Source organism: Enterococcus sp. HMSC078F03 (assembly GCF_001811595.1).
Taxonomy (GTDB): Bacteria; Bacillota; Bacilli; order Lactobacillales; family Enterococcaceae; genus Enterococcus; species Enterococcus faecalis.
This window is the reverse complement of sequence record NZ_KV805554.1, coordinates 79,447-102,716: the sequence shown is the minus strand read 5'-3', so window position 1 is coordinate 102,716 and position 23,270 is coordinate 79,447. Positions and strand designations below refer to the sequence as shown.

The following is a 23,270-nucleotide window of genomic DNA, read 5'->3' as shown; positions in this document are numbered from 1 at the left end:
TACCAAAAAATAGCCTCTAACGAAGCTATTTTTTGGTAGTTCTTGTTTTATCAACAATACTATTCTGCGGTTTCACATGCTTTTTTACTAATAATTATTCGGTTGGTATATTTTTCTTCCATATCAGGACTAGGATTTGCTACTACGATGAGATAAGAATTTTCATACTCCTTCTCCACAAAGCCTGAATAATTTGTTTTTTCCCAAATGAAGTGAACCTTTTTCTCTTCGGCCATACAATAACACTCCTTTTTAATAAAAATGAACCTATTTATTTTCTAAGAAAACCTTAGATAATGTTCTTGCAGTATATTATGCAATAAAGTACAATAAAAGCATAATGCGAATTCGCATATTTTGACAAAATCCCCATTTTGCAAGGAAAATGGCCGATATAAATAGGAGCTATTGTGATGAATTCTTTAGGTGCAGTTATTAAAGAAATTAGAAAAAATAGAAAATTGACACAGAAAATGTTATCAGAAGACATCTGTTCGCAAAGTGTTTTAAGTCGCATTGAAAACAATGAAGAGTTGCCAAACGTTCTCGTAATGCAACAACTTTGTGATCGTTTAGGTGTGACTGTTGACCAGATTATGCGTTATAAATCTGGTGATGTGCACGTTGTTACGTATTCATTTGAAAAAATGGCTGAATATTTTCGCCATAAAAAATATCAATTATTATTAAATTATTTAAAGGAAAATCGTATTGAAGAACAATTGTATTTAGATACGGACTGGCAAAAATATTATTATTATTTAGGTAGTTGTGAATTGTTTGTTCTAAATGATTATGAAAAAGCTATTGCTAGCTTGCGTAAAGGGTTATCTTTCACCTATAAAGCCGATAAATTAAATGTTTCTGATTTAGAGATTCAATTAATTAGTTGTCTAGGTGCCACTTATGGTTACATGGGCAATCGAGTAGAAGCAGAACGATTTTTAAGTTTGAGTATTCATTATTTTAATCAATTGCCAAATGAACGCAGTAATGCAGAGTTAACGAAAATATTTTTTAATTATGCTGATTTCTTATTCAAAAATTATACAGAAAAAGATGCCGAAATTTATGTGGATCAAGGAATTACTTGGGCCCGCAAAAAAAATAGTTATTATTATTTAAGTGAATTATTAAATCTAAAATATTTAGTTTTAATGAGAAAGAATAAACACGAAGAAGCAGAACGTTATCTAAACTTAGCACAACAAATGAAAAATGTGGAAAGTGGCAATCTTTAAAAAATCCTCAGAATTGCTTAAAAGGTCTACACCATTTCTTGACTTTTGTACTGATTAAGAGTACTTTTGAAGTAAGTAAAATAAAGAAAGAAGGATGAAGATGAAAACATTTATCTTTGCAGACAAGTTCTTTTTAAAAAGCGATGTTAAAGGACCTGGTTATTTAGAAATTACGGATGGTATCTTTGGTAATTATACAAAAGATGAACCGCAAGGGGACGTAAAAATTATTCGTGAGGAAGGCAAATGGATTGCCCCAGGTTTAGTGGATACTCATATTCATGGTTACATGAATCATGACGTAATGGATAACGATGCAGAAGGCATTAAAGTGATGTCTGAAGGCTTATTATCTTGTGGTGTAACTTCATTTTTACCAACAACGTTAACTTCAAGTAAAGAACGTTTAACAGACGTTGCACGTACGATTGGTCAAGTCTACCAAGAAGTACCTGGTGCAAAAATTCAAGGGATTTACTTTGAAGGACCTTTCTTTACTGAAGAACATAAAGGCGCACAAAATCCAAGTTATTTTGGAGATCCAGACCTTGATACATTCCACGAATGGCAAGAAGCTTCAGGCGGAATTATTAAGAAAATTGCGTTGGCACCAGAACGTAATGGTGTGAAAGAATTTGTTGAAACCGTTACAGATGAAGGTGTCGTTGTTGCTTTAGGCCATAGTAATGCGACCTTAGAAGAAGCTGATGTGGCAGTTGAAGCAGGCGCTAGCGTTTTTGTTCATGCATATAATGGGATGCGTGGCTTAAATCACCGTGAACCAGGGATGGTTGGTGCATTGTTAACGTTACAACACGTTTTCTCTGAATTAATTTGTGATGGACACCATGTACATCCGCAAGCGGCTGAAGTATTGATGGAAAAAGCGGGCCATGATCACGTTGCGTTAATTACAGACTGCATGATGGCTGGCGGTATGCCAGATGGCAACTACAATTTAGGTGAATTTCCTGTTGTGGTAGCAGAAGGAACGGCTCGTTTGGATACTGGGAACTTAGCAGGAAGTATTTTAAAACTAAAAGAAGCAATTAAAAATGTAGTTGATTGGGGTATTGCAACACCTGCACAAGCAATTATGATGGCTTCATTAGTTCCTGCGATCAGCTGTAAAATTGATGATCAATGCGGCATGATTGCAAATGGTCGTGATGCTGACTTTATCGTATTAGAACCAACCATGGAATTAGCAGCTACTTATTTAGATGGCGTTGAACGTTATCGAGCATAAGACACAAGAAAAAGCTTGCGGAAATTTATCCGCAAGCTTTTTTTATAATTCTTTTGGTAAAATCGCAGAAGTGATTTCTTTGTTCTCGTAGGCAATAAAAAAATCGATTAATTGCTTGTCAAATTGCTCAATATCCTCTTTGTAAAGGGAGCTAGGAATCACAAAGGTTTGCTCCAGAGTGCCTGCTAGATAATCGCCATCTAAACTTTGGGCGACAACTAAAAAGTCTTGTTCGCGCCAATGTTCCACATCTGTTTCAGAAATGGTTTCCGGAGAGGCTAAAAATTTACAATTTTCGACAAACTGTTCATCAATTTCTTCACTGAAAGTTAATTCAGCATCCTCTTCTTGAGGTTGAGAGAGGATTGCTTGCAAAAATGTTTGTGGTTTTGCATCGGGTAATGTTTCTTTTAGCTGTTCAAAATCCAATGAAAGTTCCTCCTTATTGTTTGTTTAAAATAGTTACTGAAAAATCAATGGGTGAATTTGTTTTAAGGCTTTTGGCTTCTAAGATGATTTTTTCAGCCAACAAATCGTTTCCGTTATATACAGGTGTCACGCGATAGCGAACGGTTTCGCCGCGATCAAGAGCTGCCCGAATCTGATTTTCATATTTCGTCATATAAGGAGTGTTGACAGGATTCTGATACAAGGTGGTTAAGTTACGTGGATCATCACCACTGCCTCCCATTTGACGGCCGATTAGGTGGCCACGCGAATGATTAGCTTTTCCTGAAATGAAACCAGCTGGTCGAATATCTTTATTAGCGGAAGTTCCTGTATTGACCATTGCGGGTTTTAATAGCGCATCAGCGCCTGTCGCTCGTTTTAGACGATCTAGTGAATGATAAGTAATCCAGCCGTTTGAGCTATCCTTTAATTCCTCTGCTGAAAATGTGGCTTTACCATTTTCAATGGGTCCAGGATTATCTCCTTTTGGTGCTGGTGTGCTTGAGGGGGTGGTTGTTTGTGGTTGAACATTAAATAAATCTTGTAAAGCATCAGGAACTTTAACGCCAACCGCGCCTAAAATTAAAATGATTAATGCGCCAATCAGCATGATGGTTGAATTAAATGGTGGTTTCTTCTTTCTGTTTGCCATAACGTGCTCCTCTAATTTTATACTTGCAATAGTCCAAATTTAAGTGGACCATCTTTTCTATTATACGTAAATTTGCTAAAAAATCAAAAAAGGCTTTTCTTTGAAAGACTTGTTTTCTCAGATATGTTACTATTTTAATGTAGAAGGGAAGGGATAGTGGATGGCCTATATTGAAGTCAAAAATGAATACAAGCGTTACCAAATGGGAGAGACAACTATTACTGCGAATGACGGCATTTCTTTTGAAGTGGAAAAAGGAGAAGTAGCGGTTATTTTAGGCCCCAGCGGTGCTGGAAAATCAACTGTTTTAAATATTCTTGGTGGAATGGACAGCTGTGATGAAGGGGAAATTATTATTGATGGTACAGATATCGCTCAGTTTTCAGAGAAACAATTAACCACTTATCGCCGCAATGATGTCGGGTTTGTTTTCCAATTTTACAATTTAGTCCCAAATTTAACAGCAAAAGAAAATGTCGAATTGGCTTCGCAAATCGTTGCGGATGCGTTGGATTCGACCAATGTTTTACAATCGGTGGGTTTAGGGGAACGTTTAGATAATTTTCCAGCGCAACTTTCTGGTGGTGAACAACAACGAGTAACCATCGCCCGTGCGATTGCTAAAAAGCCCAAGTTACTTTTATGTGATGAACCGACAGGAGCGCTGGATTATGAAACAGGGAAACAAATTTTAACCATTTTGCAAAACACTGCTCGTGAAACAGGAACGACCGTCTTAATTATTACCCATAATTCAGCCATTGCAGAAATGGCCGATCGGGTAATTCGAATTAATGATGCGAAAGTTCGTGAAATGACTGTGAATGATCAGCCTAAATTGGTTGCTGAAATTGAATGGTAGGTGCCTAAAATGAAGAAAACAGCGCTAATTAAAACAAGCTTACGTGAAATTAGACAATCTACTACACGGTTTTTATCGATTATGGGGATTATTTTCCTTGGTGTAATGGTCTTTGTTGGTTTGAAAGCTACTGGCCCAGATATGATTAAAACCGCGAATAATTATTACCAGAAAGAGCAGCTTCCAGATGCGCGAATAATTTCTACAATGGGACTGGAAAAGAAAGATTTAACAACACTACAGTCTTTAAAAGATGTCGAAACAGTTGTGCCGCGGTATACAATAGATGCCACGATTGGGCCGCAAAATAATGCAGTAAAATTGTTTGGCTATCGAAAAAATCAAGCAGGATCGGTTAACTATCAAGTAGTTGACGGTCGGTTACCTAAACAAACAAATGAAATTGCATTAGATACATTAGCGAAAACTAGATATGACTATAAAATGGGTGATAAAATCACTTTAAACGATGCAGCGATTAAAGAAAAAGGGCTGACACAAACTCATTTTACTGTTGTTGGATTTATCAATTCACCAGAATATATTGATAATACATCCAGGGGAACCACAACGGTCGGTTCTGGAACGTTAAACTTTTTTGGCGTGGTTTCGGAAAAAGCCTTTGACAGTCAACGGTATCCAGAATTGCTAATCTCATTTCGTTCATTAAAACATCAAAATACGTATTCCTCTGATTATGAAAAGAAAAGAGAGCAGGCCTTGGATCAGGTAAAAGAGGCACTGAAAAATCGGCCAGAAGAACAGGTTGCCGCCCTACGTGATTCGGCTCAGCCGGACATTAACCAAGGTCGACAAGCGCTGGAAACGGGAAAACAAGCGCTTGCGCAGTTGGAGCAACAACTAGGAATTCCAGCTGAGATGCTTGAAAAGCAAAAAGACGAATTGGCTAAACAGGAACAACTGTTGGCTGAAAAAGAAACAGAGCTAGCCAATTTGAAAGCCCCAACGTATTATTATTTTACCAGGGAAGACAATCCAGGATTTTCTGAATATCAAGATAACGCTGATCGGATTTCTTCTTTAGCCACGCTATTCCCGTTGTTCTTTTTCCTAATTGCGGCATTAGTCAGCTTAACTACCATGACACGTATGGTGGAAGAAAAAAGAATGGAAATTGGTAGTTTGAAAGCTTTAGGTTATCGTAATCGTGAAATTGCTTCGATTTTTATTACCTATGCAACGGTTGCTAGCCTAACAGGTGCATTATTAGGATTGGCAGTTGGCTATTATCTATTCCCTAAAATAATTTTTGATGCCTACGGTCAAATGTACAATATTCCTGATTTAGTTACACCGTGGTACTTAAATTACAGTCTATGGGGCATCGTTGTAGCCTTAGCTTGTACTGTGGGAGCGGCCTTGGTGACATTAAGAATCGATTTATTAAGTACCCCAGCTACCTTGCTAAGACCCAAAGCGCCGAAAGCAGGCCAACGGATTTTACTAGAACGAATCCGCCCTTTATGGCAACGCATGAGCTTTATTCAAAAAGTGACCGCTAGAAATCTGTTCCGCTATAAACGACGGATGCTGATGACCGTTATCGGAATAGCTGGTTGTATGGGGCTGTTAATTGTTGGTTTTGGTTTACGCGATTCAATTGTGGATGTCGCTACAATTCAATTTAATAAAATCTGGCATTACCAAGCAGTCGTGACTTTTAAAGAGCAAACAACACCTGAAGAGACAAAAAAGTATCAAGAAACGTTGCGCAAACTGGATGGTTTGAATAAAACAATTCCGTTATATTCAGAAATCTTTAAAACGAAGGGCCAAGGTGCACCAACTCAAAATATTACTCTTTATGTGCCACAAGATCCTTCGAAAATGGCTGAGTTTCAATTATTTAATGATCGAGTCACTGGAGAAAAATATTCCCTCAACGATGACGGTGTAATCATTAATGAAAAATTAGCTAAATTATTCGGCTATAAAGTCGGAGATCAATTAAATTTAGAAAATAGTGATAATCAAACCTATCACGTGAAAATTGCCGCGATTGCAGAGAACTACACGGGTCATTTTGTCTATATGACGCCGAAACTCTACCAGACGATGACGACACAGAAGCCGGAGTATAATACAGAATTCCTACTTTTTGACAAAAAGTTATCCTCAAAACAAGAAACCTCAATCGGAGAGGCGTTGACAAAACAGCCGAAAGTGTTGAACATTACGTTTTTAACTGCGATGAAAGGTTCGTTTGATGATATGCTGAAAAGCCTTGATATTGTCATTTGGGTACTAATTGCTGTTTCTGGTTCTTTAGCGTTAATTGTGTTATATAATTTAACCAACATTAATGTTTCTGAACGGATTCGAGAACTTTCCACGATTAAGGTTTTAGGGTTTTACGATCGTGAAGTCACCACCTATGTTTACCGTGAAAACATTATTTTAACGTTCATTGGTATTATTGTTGGCTGCTTCTTTGGGAAAATTTTGCATCAATATATTTTAGCAACCGTTGAAGTTGATTTAATTATGTTTTCGCCAATTATTCATTGGCCAAGTTATCTGTATTCCGCAGTCATCACCATGTGTTTCACGTTGTTTGTGATGGTCATTATGCATCGGAAATTGAAGAAAATCAATATGATTGAAGCGTTAAAATCAAATGAATAGCACATTTTAAAAACGAGCAGTCCGTAGAAGTTCGATAATTCTAGGACTGCTCGTTTATTGCTGCTTCTTTTATTAAGAAAAAATAGGTCTTAAGATGTATCTTTTGAGATTTATTTGGAAATTACTACTCTTTTTATTTAAAAATTGGTACACTATTACTAGGTTATAGCACAGAAAGGAGTGTGGGAAAAGTGTTAGAAGGTCTACCATTGGAAACGGTTTATTTTTATGCATTAGTGGGGAGCGCGGTCCTCGCTTTTTTACTAATTATTTTTGGGGATGTTTTTAATTTTGATGGACCGGTGGACCCAATGCTGATTATTCCATGGATTGCTTTTACCTCGCTGTTTGGGTACCTTGGGGAAGAATTAACAGCGGTGAATAGTTGGCTTATTTTAATTGTCAGTGGTATTCTTTCAACCATTATTGTTTTCTTCCTAAATTTTTATGTGTTGGTCCCTTTGAAAAATTCGGAGGCCACAATTTCTATTTCGGAAAAAGACATGGAGGGTCGTGTTGCTACTGTGATTACCCCAATTCCTGTCCAAGGAATGGGCGAGATTCAATTGAAGAGTGTCACAGGTTCGTTAAGTCGACCAGCAGCATTTTATGTGCCACAAGAAGTGGCTGCGCCAAGAGGTAGTGAGGTATTGATTATTGAATTGAAAGAACGGGTTTGTTATGTCATTCCTTACGAAGGCAGTCTAAAAATATAGAGTAGGAGAGAAGAAAATGGGGATTTTGTTACCGATTATTATTGCAGTTTTAGTATTATTAATGTTATTAATTGTGTTTGTTTCTAAATATCAGACAGCCAAACCTGATGAAGCGTTAATTATCAGCGGGAGCTATCTAGGCTCTAAAAATGTTCATGTAGACGAAGGTGGCAACAAAATTAAAATCGTTCGTGGCGGTGGTGCGTTTGTCTTACCAGTGTTCCAACGTTCAAATCGAATTAGTTTGCTTTCAAGTAAATTAGATGTTTCTACACCAGAAGTGTACACAGAACAAGGGGTTCCTGTGATGTGTGATGGGACATCAATCATTAAAATTGGTTCGTCAGTTGAAGAAATTGCGACAGCAGCGGAACAATTTTTAGGAAAAACAACGGAAGAATTAGAAAATGAAGCACGTGAAGTATTAGAAGGACATTTACGTTCGATTTTAGGTTCAATGACAGTGGAAGAAATTTACCAAAATCGTGATAAATTTAGCCAAAGTGTACAAGAAGTTGCCAGTGTTGACTTAGCTAAAATGGGCTTAGTTATTGTGTCGTTCACAATTAAAGAAGTTCGTGATAAAAATGGATACTTGGATTCATTAGGGAAACCAAGAATCGCTCAAGTTAAACGTGATGCAGATATTGCTGAAGCAGAAGCCTTGAAAGAAACTCGTATCAAAAAAGCGGAAGCTGAAAAAGAATCACAACAAGCGGAATTGCAACGTCAAACAGAAATTGCAGAAGCTTCAAAAGAAAAAGAATTGAAATTAGCGTTATACAAACAAGAACAAGACATTGCCAAAGCCAAAGCAGACCAAGCCTATAACTTGGAAAGCGCGCGTGCACAACAACACGTGGTGGAACAAGAAATGGAAGTCAAAGTCGTTGAACGTCAAAAACAAATTGAGTTAGAAGAAAAAGAAATTACGCGTCGTGAAAAACAATACGACTCAGAAGTGAAGAAAAAAGCCGATGCAGATCGTTATGCACGTGAACAAGAAGCTCTTGCTCAAAAAGCACGTGAAGTGGCAGAAGCCGAAGCAGAACGCTTCAAAGTTGAAGCATTAGCCGAAGCGGAAGCCAACAAAACGCGTTTAACAGGTCAAGCGCAAGCCGAAGCTATTTTAGCTCGTGGTGCAGCGGAAGCCGAAGCCAAACAAAAGATTGCTGATGCCTTCAAAGAATATGGTGAAGCAGCTGTGTTAAGTATGGTGATGGAAATGTTGCCACAATTAATGAAAGAAGCAGCACAACCATTGGGCAACATCGACAAGATTTCAGTGGTAGATACAGGCGCAGGTGGCGAAAATTCTGGCGCCAACCGTATTACCAATTATGCAACAAACTTGTTGGCTGGTACACAAGAAACACTAAAAGAAACAACGGGCCTTGACGTGAAAGAGCTAATTGAAAACTTTTCTAAAAAAGGTACCTCAAATAGCGTGAACTATCATGCAGCAGAAGGTTCAGAAAAAGAATAGAAATCAGCCTTTAAGGAGTAGCGAATCGCATTTCGTTACTCCTTAATGCTGCATTGAAACGATAAACGAACAATCTGACAGAGAAATAGCGAGTGCTTGTTTTGTTTCAAAGATTCTGATAACATAGAGTTCTTGGAGGGATAGAGATGTCAAAAAAGAATAAAGATATTGAAGTACGTGTCGAAGAAGAAAAAGCCCAATACAATGGAGCGAATGTTTTAATGAACAAATTATTTATTGGTAAAAAAGAAATCGGTCGTGTCATTCCGCAAAATGATAAAAAATTCATCATTGAAATTGATGGCAAGCAAGAAGGTACAGCAAAAAATCTGGACGAAGCCTTTGAAACAATTATTCGTCAATGGAATTTAAGTGAATAAAAAATAAATAACAATTTTTTTAAAAAAAGGGTTGCTTTTTTCTGGAAAAGATTGTATTATAACTAAGTCAGGTCGTTACAGCGACAATGACTTTTTGGAGGAATAGCGAAGTGGCTAAACGCGACGGACTGTAAATCCGTTCCTTAGGGTTCAGTGGTTCGAATCCACTTTCCTCCATTTTCTTTTTGGGGTATAGCCAAGCGGTAAGGCAACGGACTTTGACTCCGTCATGCGTTGGTTCGAATCCAGCTACCCCAGTTTTCAGAACATTTCTGGTAGAGAGATGTTCTTTTTTTGTATAATTATATAACAAAAATGAGGTAAGATTTTCCTCATGTACAGGCTAGAAAAGTTTTCATTTATATAAGAATATGCTAAAGTATTAAGAAAGAATAGTCTGGAGTTGATAAGAATGAACTTTAAAGAAAAAATTACAGAAATGGTTGAAAATGTTTACGATTTAGCACGCGATGGTAAGTATGATGTCAAAGTTGACTTAATTCCTCGTAAAAAAGGCAACATCAAAAGTGGTGTTAAAGTCACTTCTTCAAGAAATACAGCCCACAATATCAAATGGCGTTCAAAAAACTAATTCGTCTTTAACAGAAACACCGGAGCAGACAAAATTATTGTCTACTCCGGTGTTTTTATTTTTCTAATTCGATGCCTAAGACAGTTAAATGCCCATTACCGACTAATTTGATAACTAATTGGGCTAAGTGGTTGGGTGTCATATCCGTCTCGCTAGTAATCCACCAATGAAGGGTACCGATGAAGATAGAGGTCATGTATTCAATAACAAAATCTATCGGTACGTCAATATCATTTTCGGTAATACGCAACTGCGAAAAAATCGTCGCATATTTTTCTTCGATAATTTCAGCTAAGCGTTTTCGAAAGTGTTCGTTGAAATTATTGTCCATGATAGTTAAGAAGAAAGATTTGTTCTCTTGAATGTTAATGTAGAGCTGCGTCAGAAGTTCTTCAATGTGCTTCACGCGGACACGGTTGCCATTAACCAGTTGTTGCGAATCAAGAATAGCGGTGAAAGCACTAAGCGTAAAGGTGAAGATTGCATCATATAAATGCTGTTTGTCTTTAAAATGAGCATAAAAAGTCGCACGATTAATCATAGCTTCATCAGCAATATCTTGAATCGTCACCGCTTCGTAGCCTTTCGTTTCTACAAGTTTAAAAAAAGCTTCAATAATCATTTTTCTGGTTCGTTGTACTCTAAGGTCTGTTTTCTTTGCCATCATAAATTCCTTTCGAGATAGTCAACATTCGCGGAAACTTTGTTGTTTATCTCACAAAATAGGGTAAATTGCTTGTTGCAAATCATTTAGAACCTTTCTAAAATAGGTATATCTATTATAACAAACAGTTTGTATAATAATCAACAAACTGTTGAAAAATGAAGGGGTATTTTAATTGATGGTTATGAGAGCAGGGATTGATGTTGGGTCAACGACAGTAAAATTAGTATTTTTAAATAAGCAAAATCAGCCTATTTTTACAAAATATGAACGCCATTTTTCAGATGTCAAAGCAGCAACGGAACGCATTTTAAAAGAAGGGCTAGCAAGGATCGGTGCAGACCAACCTGTGACAATGAGCATAACTGGCTCTGGTGGTATGGGGCTGGCTGAGGTATTAGGGATTCCCTTTGTTCAAGAGGTTATCGCGTGTACACGAACTGTTGAAACAATAATCCCAGAAACGGATGTTGCTATTGAACTTGGCGGAGAAGATGCGAAAATCACTTTTTTTGATGGTGCTTTAGAGCAACGAATGAATGGTAGTTGTGCAGGTGGGACAGGCGCCTTCATCGATCAAATGGCTGTTTTACTTAAAACGGATGCCAATGGAGTGAATGAATTGGCGAAGAATTATCAAACTATTTATCCGATTGCTTCCCGCTGTGGGGTTTTTGCCAAAACAGATGTTCAACCTTTAATCAATGAAGGAGCAGCGAAAGAAGATATCGCGGCGAGTATTTTTCAAGCGGTAGTTAATCAAACAATCGCTGGGTTAGCTGCTGGTCGCAAAATTAAAGGTAAAGTAGCGTTTTTAGGGGGACCTTTATTTTTCATGTCAGAATTGAGAAAACGGTTTGTTGAAACCTTAGCAATTCAGCCAGAAGATGTTATTTTTCCAGAACAACCGCAACTGTTTGTAGCAATGGGAGCAGCACTTTATTCAGAAGATGCAGGCGAATGTACATTGGAAGAATTAATTCAGCGCTTAGTGAACAGCCAGGCTACTGATTTACAGCCGAGCGACACGTTACCACCGTTATTTAACAGCGCAGAAGATTTAGCAGATTTTCGAGAAAGACACGCGCAAGCCCAAGCAACGGAGAAACCTTTATCTCAACATACTGGCGTGACCTTTTTAGGGATTGATGCAGGCTCCACAACGACAAAAGTCACATTGATTGATGAAGATGGTCATTTGTTGTTTTCTTTTTATGGTAATAACCAAGGGCAACCTTTAGAAACCACCATGACAGTACTGAAATCACTTTATCAACAACTGCCTGAAGAAGTTTTTATCGGAAAAGCGGCTGTTACAGGATATGGAGAACAGCTAATAAAAAATGCGTTAAAAGTCGATATTGGTGAAGTTGAAACGATGGCCCATTACAAAGCAGCCAACCATTTTCAGCCAGGTGTGGATTTTATTTTGGATATCGGAGGACAAGATATGAAAGCGATGACCATTAAAAATGGCGTGCTTTCCTCCATTCAATTAAATGAGGCTTGTTCTTCTGGGTGCGGTTCTTTTATTGAAACCTTTGCGCAATCCTTAAACTATAACGTGAAGGATTTTGCTTTGGCGGCTTTAGAATCGCAAGCGCCGGTTGATTTAGGTTCTCGGTGTACTGTTTTTATGAACTCAAAAGTGAAACAGGTTCAAAAAGAAGGGGCCTCTGTCGGCGATATTTCTGCTGGACTATCTTATTCAGTCATCAAAAATGCCATTTATAAAGTTATTAAGGTTCGCCGACCTGAAGAGTTGGGAGAAAAGATTGTCTGCCAGGGAGGAACATTTTACAATGAAGCGGTCTTGAGAGCTTTTGAAAAAATTAGCGGTCGTGAAGTGGTTCGTCCTTCTATTGCTGGTTTGATGGGGGCCTATGGGGCAGCGCTGATTGCTTTGGACGCTTATGAAATTGGGGAAGAAACCACGCTTCTTTCTTTAGAAGAGTTAGCGGCATTTACCTCTGAAAAGGAATTTACTCATTGCGGCTTGTGTGAAAACAATTGTCAATTAACGGTCACAGTGTTTTCAGATGGGCGCCAATTTATTACGGGAAATCGCTGTGAACGTGGTGCGCGAATTAAAATTAAACGAGAAGAACGCAAAGTGAATTTGGTTGATTATAAGTACCGCAAGTTATTTAAGTACCGACCTTTGCGGGAAAATAAAGCGGTTCGTGGGCGTTTGGGTATCCCTAGAGTCCTAAACATGTATGAAAATTATCCTTTGTGGCATACATTTTTTACTGACTTGGGCTTTCGGGTCGAATTATCGCCACGTTCTAATAAGCAAATCTATGAACAAGGCCTTGAAACGATTCCCAGTGATACGGTTTGTTACCCAGCGAAAATGGCGCATGGACATATTCAAGCATTAATTGATGCGCAAGTGCCAATTATCTTTTATCCTGGTGTTGTTTTTGAACAGCAAGAAACAGTGGAAGCGGATAATCATTTTAATTGTCCAATTGTGCAAAGCTACCCAGATGTTATTCGAAATAATGTGGATGCCATCAGAGAGGGCCAAGTGGATTATCGAAATCCCTATCTTAATTTAGCGAATGAAGCTGCAGTTGCCAAAGTTTTAGCTGAAAATTTTGCTGATTTAGGGATTTCCCTAGAAGAAATTCAAACAGCGCTGCATCATGGTTATCAAGAATTAGCAGCTTTTAAAAAAGAAATTCAAGAAAAAGGCGAAGAAACGTTAGCCATGTTAACCGAAAAAGGCCAGAGAGGAATTGTCTTATCGGGACGACCGTATCACTTGGATCCAGAAATTAATCACGGCATTGCCGAAGTCATTACACAGGAAGGATTCCATGTCTTGACAGAAGACAGTATCTCGCATCTTGGAGACGTGCAGAATTTACGTGTGGTGAATCAATGGGTCTATCATTCTCGCTTATATGCGGCGGCTAAAGTAGTGGCTAAGACGAAAAATTTAGAACTTGTCCAACTGAATTCCTTTGGTTGCGGCTTAGATGCTGTGACAACCGATCAAGTAGAAGAAATCATGGATCGGTCTGGCAAAATTTATACAGTCCTCAAAATCGATGAAGGCGCGAATTTGGGCGCAATTCGTATTCGGTTGCGCTCCTTGAAAGCGGCTGTCAATGAGCGGGAGAAGCAACAGTTTGTTCCGCATATGCAAATGGAAGAGCCAGAGAAAATAGTGTTTACAAAACAAATGAAAAAAACACATACTTTACTGTTACCAATGCTTAGCCCGATTCATCAATCTGGATTAGTCGATGTAGCATTACAAGCTTCTGGCTATCATGTCGTCTGTTTGCCTGCGCAGGATAAAGAAGCCGTGAATGTCGGGTTAAAATATGTCAATAATGATGCGTGTTACCCAGCAATTATTTCTATCGGACAACTAGTTGAAGCTTTGGAAAGTGGTCAATATGATTTGGATAATGTCAGTGTCTTAATGACGCAAACAGGGGGCGGTTGTCGCGCAACGAATTACATTCCCTTATTACGAAAAGCCTTAAATGATGCCGGTTTTTCTCAAGTTCCTGTAGTTTCAGTTTCGATGGGTAATAAAGGGGTCGAATCCAATCCAGGATTTAAATTTACGTTGCCAATGATCAAACGCTTAGTAGTTGCCTTTTTATATGGTGACTTATTCGAACGAGTAGTTTATCGAACAAGACCTTATGAAACAGAAAAAGGAATGGTGGATCAACTACACCAAGATTGGCTAAAAAGAGTGGAAGCCAATGTCCGGAATGGTTCGCTGACACAATTTAATCACTTCATGAAAAAAATTATTCGGACGTTTGATGAAATTCCTTTACAGGAGATAAAAAAACCAAAAGTCGGTGTGGTCGGGGAAATTTTAGTGAAATATTCGCCGACAGCGAATAATGATATTGTGCGTTTGCTAGAAGAAGAAGGTGCTGAAGCAGTTGTGCCAGATATTGTTGGCTTTATGAACTATTCTTTGTACAATCAAATTTGGAAATACGAAAATATGGGCATGTCAAAACAAAGCAAACGTTTAGCAGAATTTGCGATAAAAATCATTGAATTGGTAGAAAAACCAATGGATAAGGCATTGAGAAAGTCGGTCCGTTTTGATGGCATTCATTCCATTTATGATATGGCAGCAGACGCAAGTAAAATTTTATCAATTGGCAATCATACGGGTGAAGGTTGGTTTTTAACAGCTGAAATGATTGAGCTCTTAAAACATGAGGTGAATAACATCGTTTGTATGCAGCCGTTTGGATGTTTACCGAACCATATTGTTGGAAAAGGGGTCGTGAAAGAGCTACGACGTCAATATCCGCAAGCAAACATTGCGGCGGTGGATTATGATCCAGGGGTATCTTTGGTCAATCAGTTGAACCGAATCCGTTTGATGATGGCCACAGCGAACAAGTTGTTGAAAGAAGAAAATGTAAAAAGATAATAACTAATAGAAATTCGTTTAAAAACATTTGACTTGGTCACTTTTTACTGACTAAGCCAAATGTTTTTGTTATAAAAAGAAAGCATGCAACTAGACCAACTTTGATAAAAATTCCAATTCCTCTTTTATTTATCATTTTTTGGTTGTTTATACGGTCTATACCAGTTATAATAGAAGAGGAGATGAACGAAGAGGAGGAAGCGTAAATGGTTCAAAATATACCAATTTATATTCAAATTCACGATAAAATCAAAGAAGATATTGAAAAAGGTGTCTGGAGTATCGGGGATCGTTTGCCCTCTGAGCGAGAATTAGCCTTGAAATTTGATGTTAGTCGAATGACCTTACGCCAAGCCATTCAGACTTTAGCAGACGAAGGGATTTTAGAACGAAAAATTGGTTCAGGAACGTATGTAGCACGTAAGAAAGTTCAAGAAACAATGACAGGTACCACTAGTTTTACAGAAATTACCTTGTCTCAAAATCGCGTTCCTTCTAGTCGGACGGTGTCTTATTTTGTAGCGAAACCTAGTTCTAGTGAGATGGAAAAATTACAACTAGGTCCAGAAGATTCAATTTTACGAATGGAAAGAATTCGTTTTGCGGATGACATTCCGATTTGTTTTGAGGTGGCGAGCATTCCTTATTCATTGGTCTCGCAATATGGCAAATCTGAAATCACGAACTCTTTTTATAAAACACTTGAAGCCAAATCTGGCCACAAAATTGGCCATTCTAACCAAACAATCTCTGCTGTTCAAGCATCGGAACAGATCGCAGAATACTTAGAGATTAAACGAGGCGATGCGATTCTGCGTGTGCGCCAAGTATCCTATTTTGAAAACGGACTACCTTTTGAATATGTTCGTACGCAGTATGCAGGAAGTCGATTTGAGTTTTATTTAGAGAAGTAGAGAAATGATAAGTATGGAAAAATGCCGAGGAATAGGCTGAGGTAAGATATTTTAACCCCCAAAAGTTGTATCTGAAAAATACAATTTTTGGAGGTTATTTTTATGAACTTATAAGGTAGAATTCAAATTAAAATTAGTGAAAGCATCTCAATTCAAATAAATATTGAATAGAGTAGCAAGTCTGAATACCAGAAAAGTGAGATGGTTTGTCCCGCTATAAATATTGTTAAAAATAAACTTATAATAGCTGCTAGTTTATTTGCTTCTGTTCTTTTTTTGGCTGTAGTTCGTTCTTGTCCATTTTTTATATTTCTTTTTTAAACTGTAACCTAATATAAGATATACCCGTTCAACGCTTTAATCAAAAAGTTGCAAAATTATCAGTTGTTTTGCAAATTGTTACATTGAAATTGTTAATTATTACCAATCAATAATACTTATGATTGTCAAAGTTATTATATAGATATACTGAAAGAGAAATTTATTTTCTTTTTCAATAAAAAGTTTAGCGGAAGGAGTGATGCGGAATGAAAAAAATTAACGTACGTAAAGCCGATACAGTTGATGCAACAGCATGGTGGATTATTATCTAATTTGATAACCAAATAACGGTTAGACGAGATAGAAATATCTCGTCATTTTTTAATAAGGAGTGAAAAAAATGAAGTATAAATATCCCAGAATAAAACCAATCTATCCATTGTATCAATTAAATAAAGAGAGATTTAGAGTTGGGGCCCAATTAGGAATCACTATTGAATTTGATGATGATGAAGGTCAATTTTGGACATTATCTAATTTACTCGATGGAGTTAGATCATTTGATGAAGTTGTCACAGAAATGAAGAGGAAATATCCGGAATTAACAGTAAAAGATATCGAAGAAGGGATAGATTTTTTAAATGATGAAGGTCTAATCGAGGAGACGTTTCCTGGTAGAATGATTGAAGATAGATACTTAGCTAATGTGAATTACTTTAGTAGGTACTGTAAAGCTGATGATGATACATTTGAAATACAGGAAAAGATAAATAACTTGAAAATACTATTATTAGGTCTTGGTGGAGGAGGATCAAATATTCTAACGTTACTAGCGGGTCTTGGCCCCAAGATGATCAGAATGGTGGACTATGACCGAGTTGAAACAAGTAATTTAGGTCGTCAATTACTATATAGAGAAGCAGATATTGGTGAGAAGAAAACTGTAGTTGCTAAAAGAGCCATTAATGAAATGAACTCAAATATTAACGTTGAAACTGTAGATAAAAAAATAATAGATGTGAATGATGTTGTTGAATTGACAGAAGGAATAGATATCATTGTTTGCGCTATTGATGAACCCCCTTTCCTTATACATAGAATTGTGAATGAAGCTATTGTAAAAGTTGGTTTGCCGTGCGTGTTTGGTGCCTCACAGGTTAGCCGAGGAAGAGTATACACTGTAATACCCCAGAAAACAGGATGCTTTGATTGCATGAATTTGAACTTCAGTAAAAATGACCCTAAATTTGTTGAACAATTTGTAGGTTTTAGAAATATTCAATTTGCTCCCCCATCCATAGCTTATGGTCCTGGTATCTTTCAATTAACAGCATCAATTGTAGATGAGTTAATAAGAGTGGTAACAAGATATGCTGAGCCAAAAAGTTTGGGAACGCAATATGAAATTAACTATGAGGACGGAAACTCGTTCACACATAAAACTTGGCCAAGGTTTGAGAGTGAATGTCCAACTTGTGGTAAAGGAGATGTCTCCCAATGGGAAATATTTCAATATTATCAAGAGAAGAAATAGGCCGAGACTATACCGAAGCTCGTACGTTAAAACGTAAGCTAAACAATGGCGATTGGGTTTATGTATCAGAAGAAAATCAACTATTAGTGTTGAGTGATGAAGTGGCGAGACAAATTAATTCATCCGAACTAATCGAAGAAGAGGTACTTAATGAATTAGTTGAAAATAAAATTATGATAAAAAAAGCCGATCAGAGAGATGATTATAAGCCGCTATTTGTCGAGCCTAAGAATATCTTATTTAAAAGCTCCTCTTTCCTGATTGATGTTAACGGTATTGTTGCGTTTACGATTAGCATATTTTTATTCGTAATCAAGGGGTCTCCTTTTGGAAGTGCAGTAAATGTTTTGTTTACAAATCCTTTAAAATTTCTTCTAATTGCTATTCTTGTCTCAATCGTATCTACAACTTTTCATGAATTTATGCACATTATATTTTCAAGGAATTCAAGGAAAATCAATTTAAACATAGTTAAAGCCGTTGCTACGATACCTATGACTCATGTATGGACGTGGAGTAGGTTTGGTAGAATCACGGCGATCACCTCTGGAATGTCGTCGGATGCAATATTCTTGTTAGTTTTTTTGATTATGAATAATAAAAGTGTTGGAGTTAATTCTATTGCGGCATCAATACTTATAACAAGGATATTGTGGCAATTTATCATTATACAAAAAACAGATATTAACATTTTGATTTCTTTTGTGGTTGATAATCCTTTCTACTTTGAAGAGGTCGCAATTATGAAATTAATCATTATTAAAGTAATAAGCATAAGTGTGCTAGCAATGATAATTTGGTTATGGTTCCAACCTGTTATCAATCAATTTAATTAAGTCTAAATATAGGAGGTTTGCTTTGAATCAACAGTTAGAATTACATTCGCTAAGTAAAAAGTACAAGAAATCAGAGAGCTATGCAAATGATAATATAAATTTGCGCTTTAATAAAGGTGAAATAACTGCCATAGCTGGACATAATGGCGCTGGTAAAACAACAATGTTGAATCAGATTATAGGTATAACGAAATCAACAAAGGGCTCTATAACATTTAATGGTCTATCATTTGCGAGAGATAGTAAAATTGCAAGAGAATATGTCTCTATGATGCCTCAACTACATGCTCCCTTGGCAGGTATAACGATGGCTCAATCTGTCGAGTCAATAATAAGAATAAGAGGAGGCAGTCAGAAAATAGCTGAAGAAGAGTGTATTAAAATTTTAAAAGAATTAAAAATAGATGGATGGAAAGATATACCAGGACAGAAACTTTCAGGCGGACTTAGAAGGCTCACTTCATTTGCAATGGCCGTTGTATATCCTTCTCCAATAATAGTCCTTGACGAACCTACTAATGATGTGGATCCTATTAGACGGCAAAAAATATGGAGATATCTGAAAGAATTATCTAATAAGGGGCATATAATCATCGTGGTCACACACAATATTTTAGAAGTTGAAAAATATGCTGATAGATATATTCTAATGAATCATGGAAAGGTTCTTGAGGATAAGAACTTAAAAAAACAGTCTATAAAAATAAACGATCGAAATTATATGACTGTTAACTTTCTTAATCTAAGTGATTTGAAGAGTGTAATAGTACCGAGTGCAATTCAGACTAACATAAACGATGAGGAATTAATGATAGAAATGGAATTAGAGAACAGTCAAGTGTTAGAAGCAGTTGACTGGGTCATGAAATTAGTAATAGAAAGAAAAGTTCAAAATTATAAAGTTTCCCCAAAATCCTTAAATGAAACCTATGGAGAGTTAATAGATGAAAATGATAAAAAATTATAGAAGAAAATCAATGATTAAGGAATTATTTGCTTTAGTAGGGTGGAGTTTATTAAGACATAAATACTTATTGCCTGTTTTTACATTAACTCAAGTATTTCTATCATTAGCAATTGTCTACGGGTTAGCACTTCTAATACCAGATGTGAATAATCAGACAGCTATCTATCTGTCATCTGGAGCAACTACTCTTGGGATTATTGCGGTAGGGTGCGTTCTTGCTGCTCAAATAGTAAGTACAGCAAAACAGGAGGGCATTGTGGACTATCAAAGGACATTGCCAGTTTCTCGGTTGAACATATTAATTTCCGACTTTATAATTTGGGGAATGGCCTCACTACCTGGGGTGTTTATGTCATTTTTAGCGGCATATTTAAGATTCGATGTCCAAATTAGATTCTCAATGAAGGCCCTAGCTATTCTTAGTCTAATTCAATTATGTATGATCTCTATAGGTTTTGCTTTGGCATATTGGTTAACACCTAATGTAGTAGGATTAGCAACTCAGATAATTATGATAGGTGGACTTTTATTCTCGCCTATTACTTATCCAACAGATAGATTGCCTTCTGCTTTAGTGAACTTTTTTGAATTTTTACCATTTGTTCCATCGAGTAATTTGATAAGATCACTGTTTTATGAACAGAATACTGTTAATATTTCTAATATTATTGTAGTTTGTTTTTGGTTCGTGTTAACTACATTACTTTCACTTATTTCATTGTCAAGAAGGGACTGAATTGCAAAATGCAAACAATAAATATAAATAATTTATATAAAAAAGTAAGTGATACATTCAATTTAAAGGTTGATCAATTAGATTTAGAAGTAGGGAAAATTTATGGATTAGTTGGTCCGAATGGTGCAGGTAAAACAACTTTGATGAAATGTCTATGTAGTTTGCTTAGACCTGATAGTGGAATACTTAAAATAGACAATCGGCAAGTAGAAATAGCAGACCCTAAAATATTATTGCAAGTGGGTACTAACTTTGTTAACTCAGATAGTTTAAATGGATTTATGCTTGAAGATATATACAATGACCATGCTTTTTATTACAAGTTAAAAAATTTGTTAATGATAGAGACTCTATTAATGGATGTTGGTCTAAATGTAAATAAAAAAAGAAAGTTTAATACGATGTCTTTAGGAATGAAACAAAGGTTTTTGCTAGGTCTTGCTACAGCTCACAACCCTTCATTAGTATTATTAGATGAGCCATTTAACGGTTTAGATCCTGATGGTGTAGAGTTATTTATTGAGAATGTTAAGACCTTGTCCGAAAATAGAGTGTTGATAATTAGTAGTCATATATTGAGAGATATGGAAACATTTCTTGATGACGTTATATTTATAGAGAAAGGCAATGTACAAGAACCAAAATCAATGGTTGAGATTCGAGAAGAGTATAGAGAGGGGTTGAAAGAGTATTATGATGAACAAAAGAGAAAACATGATTAGTGACTCAAAATTGAATGTTTATAGATATGAATTAGATAAAATTAAAAATGTTTGGTTTAAAGTTTTCTTAATTACACTGGTAATCCAAATGTTATTTTTTATGTTTTTCTCATTTGTGGGAGTATTTGATGAAAGTGCTGATACGATCTCGTCATTTCAAGGAATTATAGCATTATCGAACACTGTTTCTATGTGCGGCATATCAATTTATGGAGCTGTATTACTAAGGAAAGAGCTTGTACGATTTTATGTTGGCAATCACCGGAATAGAACGTTTCTTTTTCCGATTGATCGAAAAGAGCTTCTCGTAAAAAAAACAAGTTCTTTTTACGTGATAATCTTATCTAGCTTTGGAAGTGCGCTTCTTATTTCATTTGTGACTGAGGTTTTGCTTAACTTAATTTTGAAGTTTCATAGTTCAAATTTATTTTTTGAAATTTACCTTGGTTTTATTACCATAGTTACAAGTTGTAGTCTACTATTCGTAATTTTGATATTGTCAGAAATAATTTCAATTTGGAAACAATCGGAAATTGCTTCAATAATAACGTCAGTGGTACTAATGCTAATATATTCGAATTTTTCTGCTATGGGTCTTATGAATTTTCCAACTATAACGTTCCTATTTTCAACGATTATGGGATTGATGCTTGTTTGGTTATTTTTGAAATTTTCTGATAAATTATGCGACATGGAAGTATACTAACAAATGCGGTGATTTACTTGATTAGTTATCACCGCATTTGTTTCCTTTGTATACATTAAATATAACTATAGTTACAAAATATCTACGTTCTTTCGTCCAGTGACGTTGAATACCACCTAATTGTTGTAAGAGATCACCAATGTTTTTCATTCCTAAACCTTTATCTTTTCTATGTTTTCTTGTAAAAATTTCTTCAGAATTATAGTTATTAGATACTTCAATAAATAAATCATTATTGACTTGCTTGATAATTATATTGACATATCTGTCAATCGGCTTGATTCTCTTCGATGCTTGTATGGCGTTATCAATTATATTTCCAATTACAATAGTTAGAACGTCATTATTAATTTTTATATTTTTAGAGACAAATATCTGATGATCAACATTAATTTGATTCTTTCTTGCTTCAGCAAGCTTTTCATTCAATAGGTAGTTTAATACTCCATCGGCAGCATAAGTTTTTGTTGGTGGTTCTAAAATATCAAAACTACTCTTAATATAATCGATAGCTTCATTAACTTCTTCATTTTCGATAAGTCCGAGGATTGTTAAGTATTGATTCTTCAAATCATGTTTTAATTTTAAAACGTTAGTTCTGTTTCTCTTTATTTCATTTAAAATTCTATACTCCACTTCGATATTTTTTTTTCTCAAAGTAAGATCATATTGATTTTTTTGATATTCTATAGTAATTTTATAAAGAAAAATTACACAGATGTTTAAAAATATGACACTAATCGTAATAGTAATCTCAGAAATTTTGTCATTGTTGTTTCCTATTAAAAGCCCAAATAAAATGATTATTGATAGTATGGGAATAGGTAATAAAATCACAATAAATGATAAGTTTGTCGATAATTCAGACTTTGCTTCTTTAACTATTGAAAATTTAAGTATGACTATCCAGGCTACCCCAATCAAAGTTGTAATTGTTATTGAAGTTATGAAAAAAGTAGGGCTACCATAGGATGTTAATTCTGCATTTAAAATTATTTTCGTAAAGTGTAACGACAATACTTCACAGATTAAATTTATTGATATAAGTGTCATTGTCCATACGGCCGAGTCGAGATAAGGGACTGAGTGTAGCATAGCAATAGTGTAAGTTAAAATGAAACTTAGTAATAAGTTAAGATACGGTAAATAAATGTTCGGTATGTAAGCATTGGATAATATAATCGTAACCATGGCTGATATGATTATAACAATCCAGATGACATTATAAAA

At 36.0% G+C, this 23,270-nt stretch carries 21 protein-coding genes and 2 tRNA genes; 18 read left to right on the top strand and 5 right to left on the bottom strand.

The genetic code is table 11. The features are described 5' to 3' along the window. Nucleotides 1–59 precede the first annotated feature (59 nt). On the bottom strand, nt 60–236 hold the full coding sequence (locus HMPREF2810_RS05340; protein ID WP_048942124.1) for a hypothetical protein: 177 nt from the start codon (nt 234–236) through the stop codon (nt 60–62). A gap of 177 nt (nt 237–413) precedes the next feature. Between HMPREF2810_RS05340 and HMPREF2810_RS05335 the strand changes: the two genes are divergently transcribed. Together HMPREF2810_RS05335 and nagA are read left to right on the top strand one after the other, a co-directional pair. Beyond that, nucleotides 414–1,241 (top strand): helix-turn-helix domain-containing protein, encoded by an 828-nt coding sequence (locus HMPREF2810_RS05335; protein ID WP_002381942.1) that lies wholly within the window; start codon nt 414–416, stop codon nt 1,239–1,241. A gap of 100 nt (nt 1,242–1,341) precedes the next feature. Continuing rightward, a complete protein-coding gene (gene nagA / locus HMPREF2810_RS05330) occupies nt 1,342–2,490 on the top strand; it encodes an N-acetylglucosamine-6-phosphate deacetylase (protein ID WP_002357814.1) in 1,149 nt (382 codons plus the stop codon). Nucleotides 2,491–2,532: 42 nt separating this feature from the next. On the opposite strand, the gene HMPREF2810_RS05325 is transcribed toward nagA, so the two are convergent. Beyond that, nucleotides 2,533–2,919, bottom strand: a complete 387-nt coding sequence (locus HMPREF2810_RS05325; RefSeq protein WP_002419803.1) for a hypothetical protein — start codon at nt 2,917–2,919, stop codon at nt 2,533–2,535. A 13-nt stretch (nt 2,920–2,932) separates the two neighbouring features. After that, on the bottom strand, nt 2,933–3,592 hold the full coding sequence (locus HMPREF2810_RS05320; RefSeq protein ID WP_002363828.1) for a DNA/RNA non-specific endonuclease: 660 nt from the start codon (nt 3,590–3,592) through the stop codon (nt 2,933–2,935). A 160-nt stretch (nt 3,593–3,752) separates the two neighbouring features. Here HMPREF2810_RS05320 and HMPREF2810_RS05315 point away from each other — a divergent pair, with 160 nt between their 5' ends. The 8 genes from HMPREF2810_RS05315 to HMPREF2810_RS05280 all read left to right on the top strand — a co-directional run bounded on the left by HMPREF2810_RS05315 (nt 3,753) and on the right by HMPREF2810_RS05280 (nt 10,274). Beyond that, nucleotides 3,753–4,454, top strand: coding sequence for an ABC transporter ATP-binding protein (locus HMPREF2810_RS05315; RefSeq protein ID WP_002363831.1), 702 nt, complete (start codon nt 3,753–3,755; stop codon nt 4,452–4,454). 9 nt (nt 4,455–4,463) lie between these two features. After that, nucleotides 4,464–7,100: an FtsX-like permease family protein gene (locus HMPREF2810_RS05310; protein WP_010715133.1), complete on the top strand. Its 2,637-nt coding sequence runs from the start codon at nt 4,464–4,466 to the stop codon at nt 7,098–7,100. A 182-nt stretch (nt 7,101–7,282) separates the two neighbouring features. Next, nucleotides 7,283–7,816: an NfeD family membrane protein gene (locus tag HMPREF2810_RS05305; RefSeq protein WP_002369505.1), complete on the top strand. Its 534-nt coding sequence runs from the start codon at nt 7,283–7,285 to the stop codon at nt 7,814–7,816. Between the two features lie 16 nt (nt 7,817–7,832). Further along, nucleotides 7,833–9,302, top strand: coding sequence for a flotillin family protein (locus HMPREF2810_RS05300; RefSeq protein WP_002365565.1), 1,470 nt, complete (start codon nt 7,833–7,835; stop codon nt 9,300–9,302). Nucleotides 9,303–9,448: 146 nt separating this feature from the next. Further along, on the top strand, nt 9,449–9,682 hold the full coding sequence (locus HMPREF2810_RS05295; protein ID WP_002357806.1) for a DUF2969 domain-containing protein: 234 nt from the start codon (nt 9,449–9,451) through the stop codon (nt 9,680–9,682). 96 nt (nt 9,683–9,778) lie between these two features. Further along, a tRNA-Tyr gene (locus tag HMPREF2810_RS05290) sits at nt 9,779–9,859 on the top strand. Nucleotides 9,860–9,868: 9 nt separating this feature from the next. Continuing rightward, a tRNA-Gln gene (locus HMPREF2810_RS05285) sits at nt 9,869–9,940 on the top strand. A 154-nt stretch (nt 9,941–10,094) separates the two neighbouring features. After that, entirely contained in the window at nt 10,095–10,274 is a 180-nt protein-coding gene (locus HMPREF2810_RS05280) for a hypothetical protein (RefSeq protein ID WP_002357804.1), read from the top strand. A gap of 55 nt (nt 10,275–10,329) precedes the next feature. On the opposite strand, the gene HMPREF2810_RS05275 is transcribed toward HMPREF2810_RS05280, so the two are convergent. Further along, nucleotides 10,330–10,941 carry a TetR/AcrR family transcriptional regulator gene (locus tag HMPREF2810_RS05275; RefSeq protein WP_002357803.1) on the bottom strand — a complete coding sequence of 204 codons (612 nt, stop codon included), beginning with the start codon at nt 10,939–10,941 and terminating at the stop codon, nt 10,330–10,332. Nucleotides 10,942–11,116: 175 nt separating this feature from the next. Between HMPREF2810_RS05275 and HMPREF2810_RS05270 the strand changes: the two genes are divergently transcribed. The 8 genes from HMPREF2810_RS05270 (at nt 11,117) to HMPREF2810_RS16210 (ending at nt 22,040) form a co-directional block, all read left to right on the top strand. After that, the gene (locus HMPREF2810_RS05270; protein ID WP_010715134.1) at nt 11,117–15,364 is read left to right on the top strand and encodes a 2-hydroxyacyl-CoA dehydratase; all 4,248 of its coding nucleotides are present in this window, start codon (nt 11,117–11,119) and stop codon (nt 15,362–15,364) included. Nucleotides 15,365–15,570: 206 nt separating this feature from the next. Beyond that, a complete protein-coding gene (locus tag HMPREF2810_RS05265; protein WP_002357800.1) occupies nt 15,571–16,278 on the top strand; it encodes a GntR family transcriptional regulator in 708 nt (235 codons plus the stop codon). 661 nt (nt 16,279–16,939) lie between these two features. Then, nucleotides 16,940–18,073, top strand: coding sequence for a ThiF family adenylyltransferase (locus tag HMPREF2810_RS05260; protein ID WP_010715135.1), 1,134 nt, complete (start codon nt 16,940–16,942; stop codon nt 18,071–18,073). Continuing rightward, entirely contained in the window at nt 18,037–18,909 is an 873-nt protein-coding gene (locus HMPREF2810_RS05255; protein ID WP_002363835.1) for a hypothetical protein, read from the top strand. Before HMPREF2810_RS05260 ends, HMPREF2810_RS05255 begins: the two co-directional genes overlap by 37 nt. A 22-nt stretch (nt 18,910–18,931) precedes the next feature. Then, nucleotides 18,932–19,876 (top strand): ABC transporter ATP-binding protein, encoded by a 945-nt coding sequence (locus HMPREF2810_RS05250; RefSeq protein ID WP_002419797.1) that lies wholly within the window; start codon nt 18,932–18,934, stop codon nt 19,874–19,876. Then, entirely contained in the window at nt 19,854–20,612 is a 759-nt protein-coding gene (locus HMPREF2810_RS05245; protein ID WP_002419796.1) for an ABC transporter permease, read from the top strand. Before HMPREF2810_RS05250 ends, HMPREF2810_RS05245 begins: the two co-directional genes overlap by 23 nt. 8 nt (nt 20,613–20,620) lie before the next feature. Further along, entirely contained in the window at nt 20,621–21,334 is a 714-nt protein-coding gene (locus tag HMPREF2810_RS05240) for an ATP-binding cassette domain-containing protein (protein ID WP_002378341.1), read from the top strand. Continuing rightward, nucleotides 21,306–22,040: a hypothetical protein gene (locus HMPREF2810_RS16210; RefSeq protein WP_002419795.1), complete on the top strand. Its 735-nt coding sequence runs from the start codon at nt 21,306–21,308 to the stop codon at nt 22,038–22,040. Before HMPREF2810_RS05240 ends, HMPREF2810_RS16210 begins: the two co-directional genes overlap by 29 nt. A gap of 21 nt (nt 22,041–22,061) precedes the next feature. Here HMPREF2810_RS16210 and HMPREF2810_RS05230 read toward each other — a convergent pair whose 3' ends face one another. Continuing rightward, nucleotides 22,062–23,093, bottom strand: a complete 1,032-nt coding sequence (locus HMPREF2810_RS05230; protein ID WP_224785632.1) for a sensor histidine kinase — start codon at nt 23,091–23,093, stop codon at nt 22,062–22,064. Between the last annotated feature and the right edge of the window lie 177 nt (nt 23,094–23,270).

What these genes read in the sequence shown, in the direction of transcription:
- HMPREF2810_RS05275 (WP_002357803.1), bottom strand. Translation starts at nt 10,941, where the DNA reads ATGATGGCAAAGAAAACAGACCTTAGAGTACAACGAACCAGAAAAATG.
- HMPREF2810_RS05230 (WP_224785632.1), bottom strand. Translation starts at nt 23,093, where the DNA reads ATGACACTTATATCAATAAATTTAATCTGTGAAGTATTGTCGTTACAC.
- HMPREF2810_RS05240 (WP_002378341.1), top strand. Translation starts at nt 20,621, where the DNA reads ATGCAAACAATAAATATAAATAATTTATATAAAAAAGTAAGTGATACA.
- HMPREF2810_RS05295 (WP_002357806.1), top strand. Translation starts at nt 9,449, where the DNA reads ATGTCAAAAAAGAATAAAGATATTGAAGTACGTGTCGAAGAAGAAAAA.
- HMPREF2810_RS05310 (WP_010715133.1), top strand. Translation starts at nt 4,464, where the DNA reads ATGAAGAAAACAGCGCTAATTAAAACAAGCTTACGTGAAATTAGACAA.
- HMPREF2810_RS05340 (WP_048942124.1), bottom strand. Translation starts at nt 236, where the DNA reads ATGGCCGAAGAGAAAAAGGTTCACTTCATTTGGGAAAAAACAAATTAT.
- HMPREF2810_RS05280 (WP_002357804.1), top strand. Translation starts at nt 10,095, where the DNA reads ATGAACTTTAAAGAAAAAATTACAGAAATGGTTGAAAATGTTTACGAT.
- HMPREF2810_RS05270 (WP_010715134.1), top strand. Translation starts at nt 11,117, where the DNA reads ATGGTTATGAGAGCAGGGATTGATGTTGGGTCAACGACAGTAAAATTA.
- HMPREF2810_RS05255 (WP_002363835.1), top strand. Translation starts at nt 18,037, where the DNA reads ATGGGAAATATTTCAATATTATCAAGAGAAGAAATAGGCCGAGACTAT.
- nagA (WP_002357814.1), top strand. Translation starts at nt 1,342, where the DNA reads ATGAAAACATTTATCTTTGCAGACAAGTTCTTTTTAAAAAGCGATGTT.
- HMPREF2810_RS05245 (WP_002419796.1), top strand. Translation starts at nt 19,854, where the DNA reads ATGAAAATGATAAAAAATTATAGAAGAAAATCAATGATTAAGGAATTA.
- HMPREF2810_RS05320 (WP_002363828.1), bottom strand. Translation starts at nt 3,592, where the DNA reads ATGGCAAACAGAAAGAAGAAACCACCATTTAATTCAACCATCATGCTG.
- HMPREF2810_RS05300 (WP_002365565.1), top strand. Translation starts at nt 7,833, where the DNA reads ATGGGGATTTTGTTACCGATTATTATTGCAGTTTTAGTATTATTAATG.
- HMPREF2810_RS05335 (WP_002381942.1), top strand. Translation starts at nt 414, where the DNA reads ATGAATTCTTTAGGTGCAGTTATTAAAGAAATTAGAAAAAATAGAAAA.
- HMPREF2810_RS05265 (WP_002357800.1), top strand. Translation starts at nt 15,571, where the DNA reads ATGGTTCAAAATATACCAATTTATATTCAAATTCACGATAAAATCAAA.
- HMPREF2810_RS16210 (WP_002419795.1), top strand. Translation starts at nt 21,306, where the DNA reads ATGATGAACAAAAGAGAAAACATGATTAGTGACTCAAAATTGAATGTT.
- HMPREF2810_RS05260 (WP_010715135.1), top strand. Translation starts at nt 16,940, where the DNA reads ATGAAGTATAAATATCCCAGAATAAAACCAATCTATCCATTGTATCAA.
- HMPREF2810_RS05315 (WP_002363831.1), top strand. Translation starts at nt 3,753, where the DNA reads ATGGCCTATATTGAAGTCAAAAATGAATACAAGCGTTACCAAATGGGA.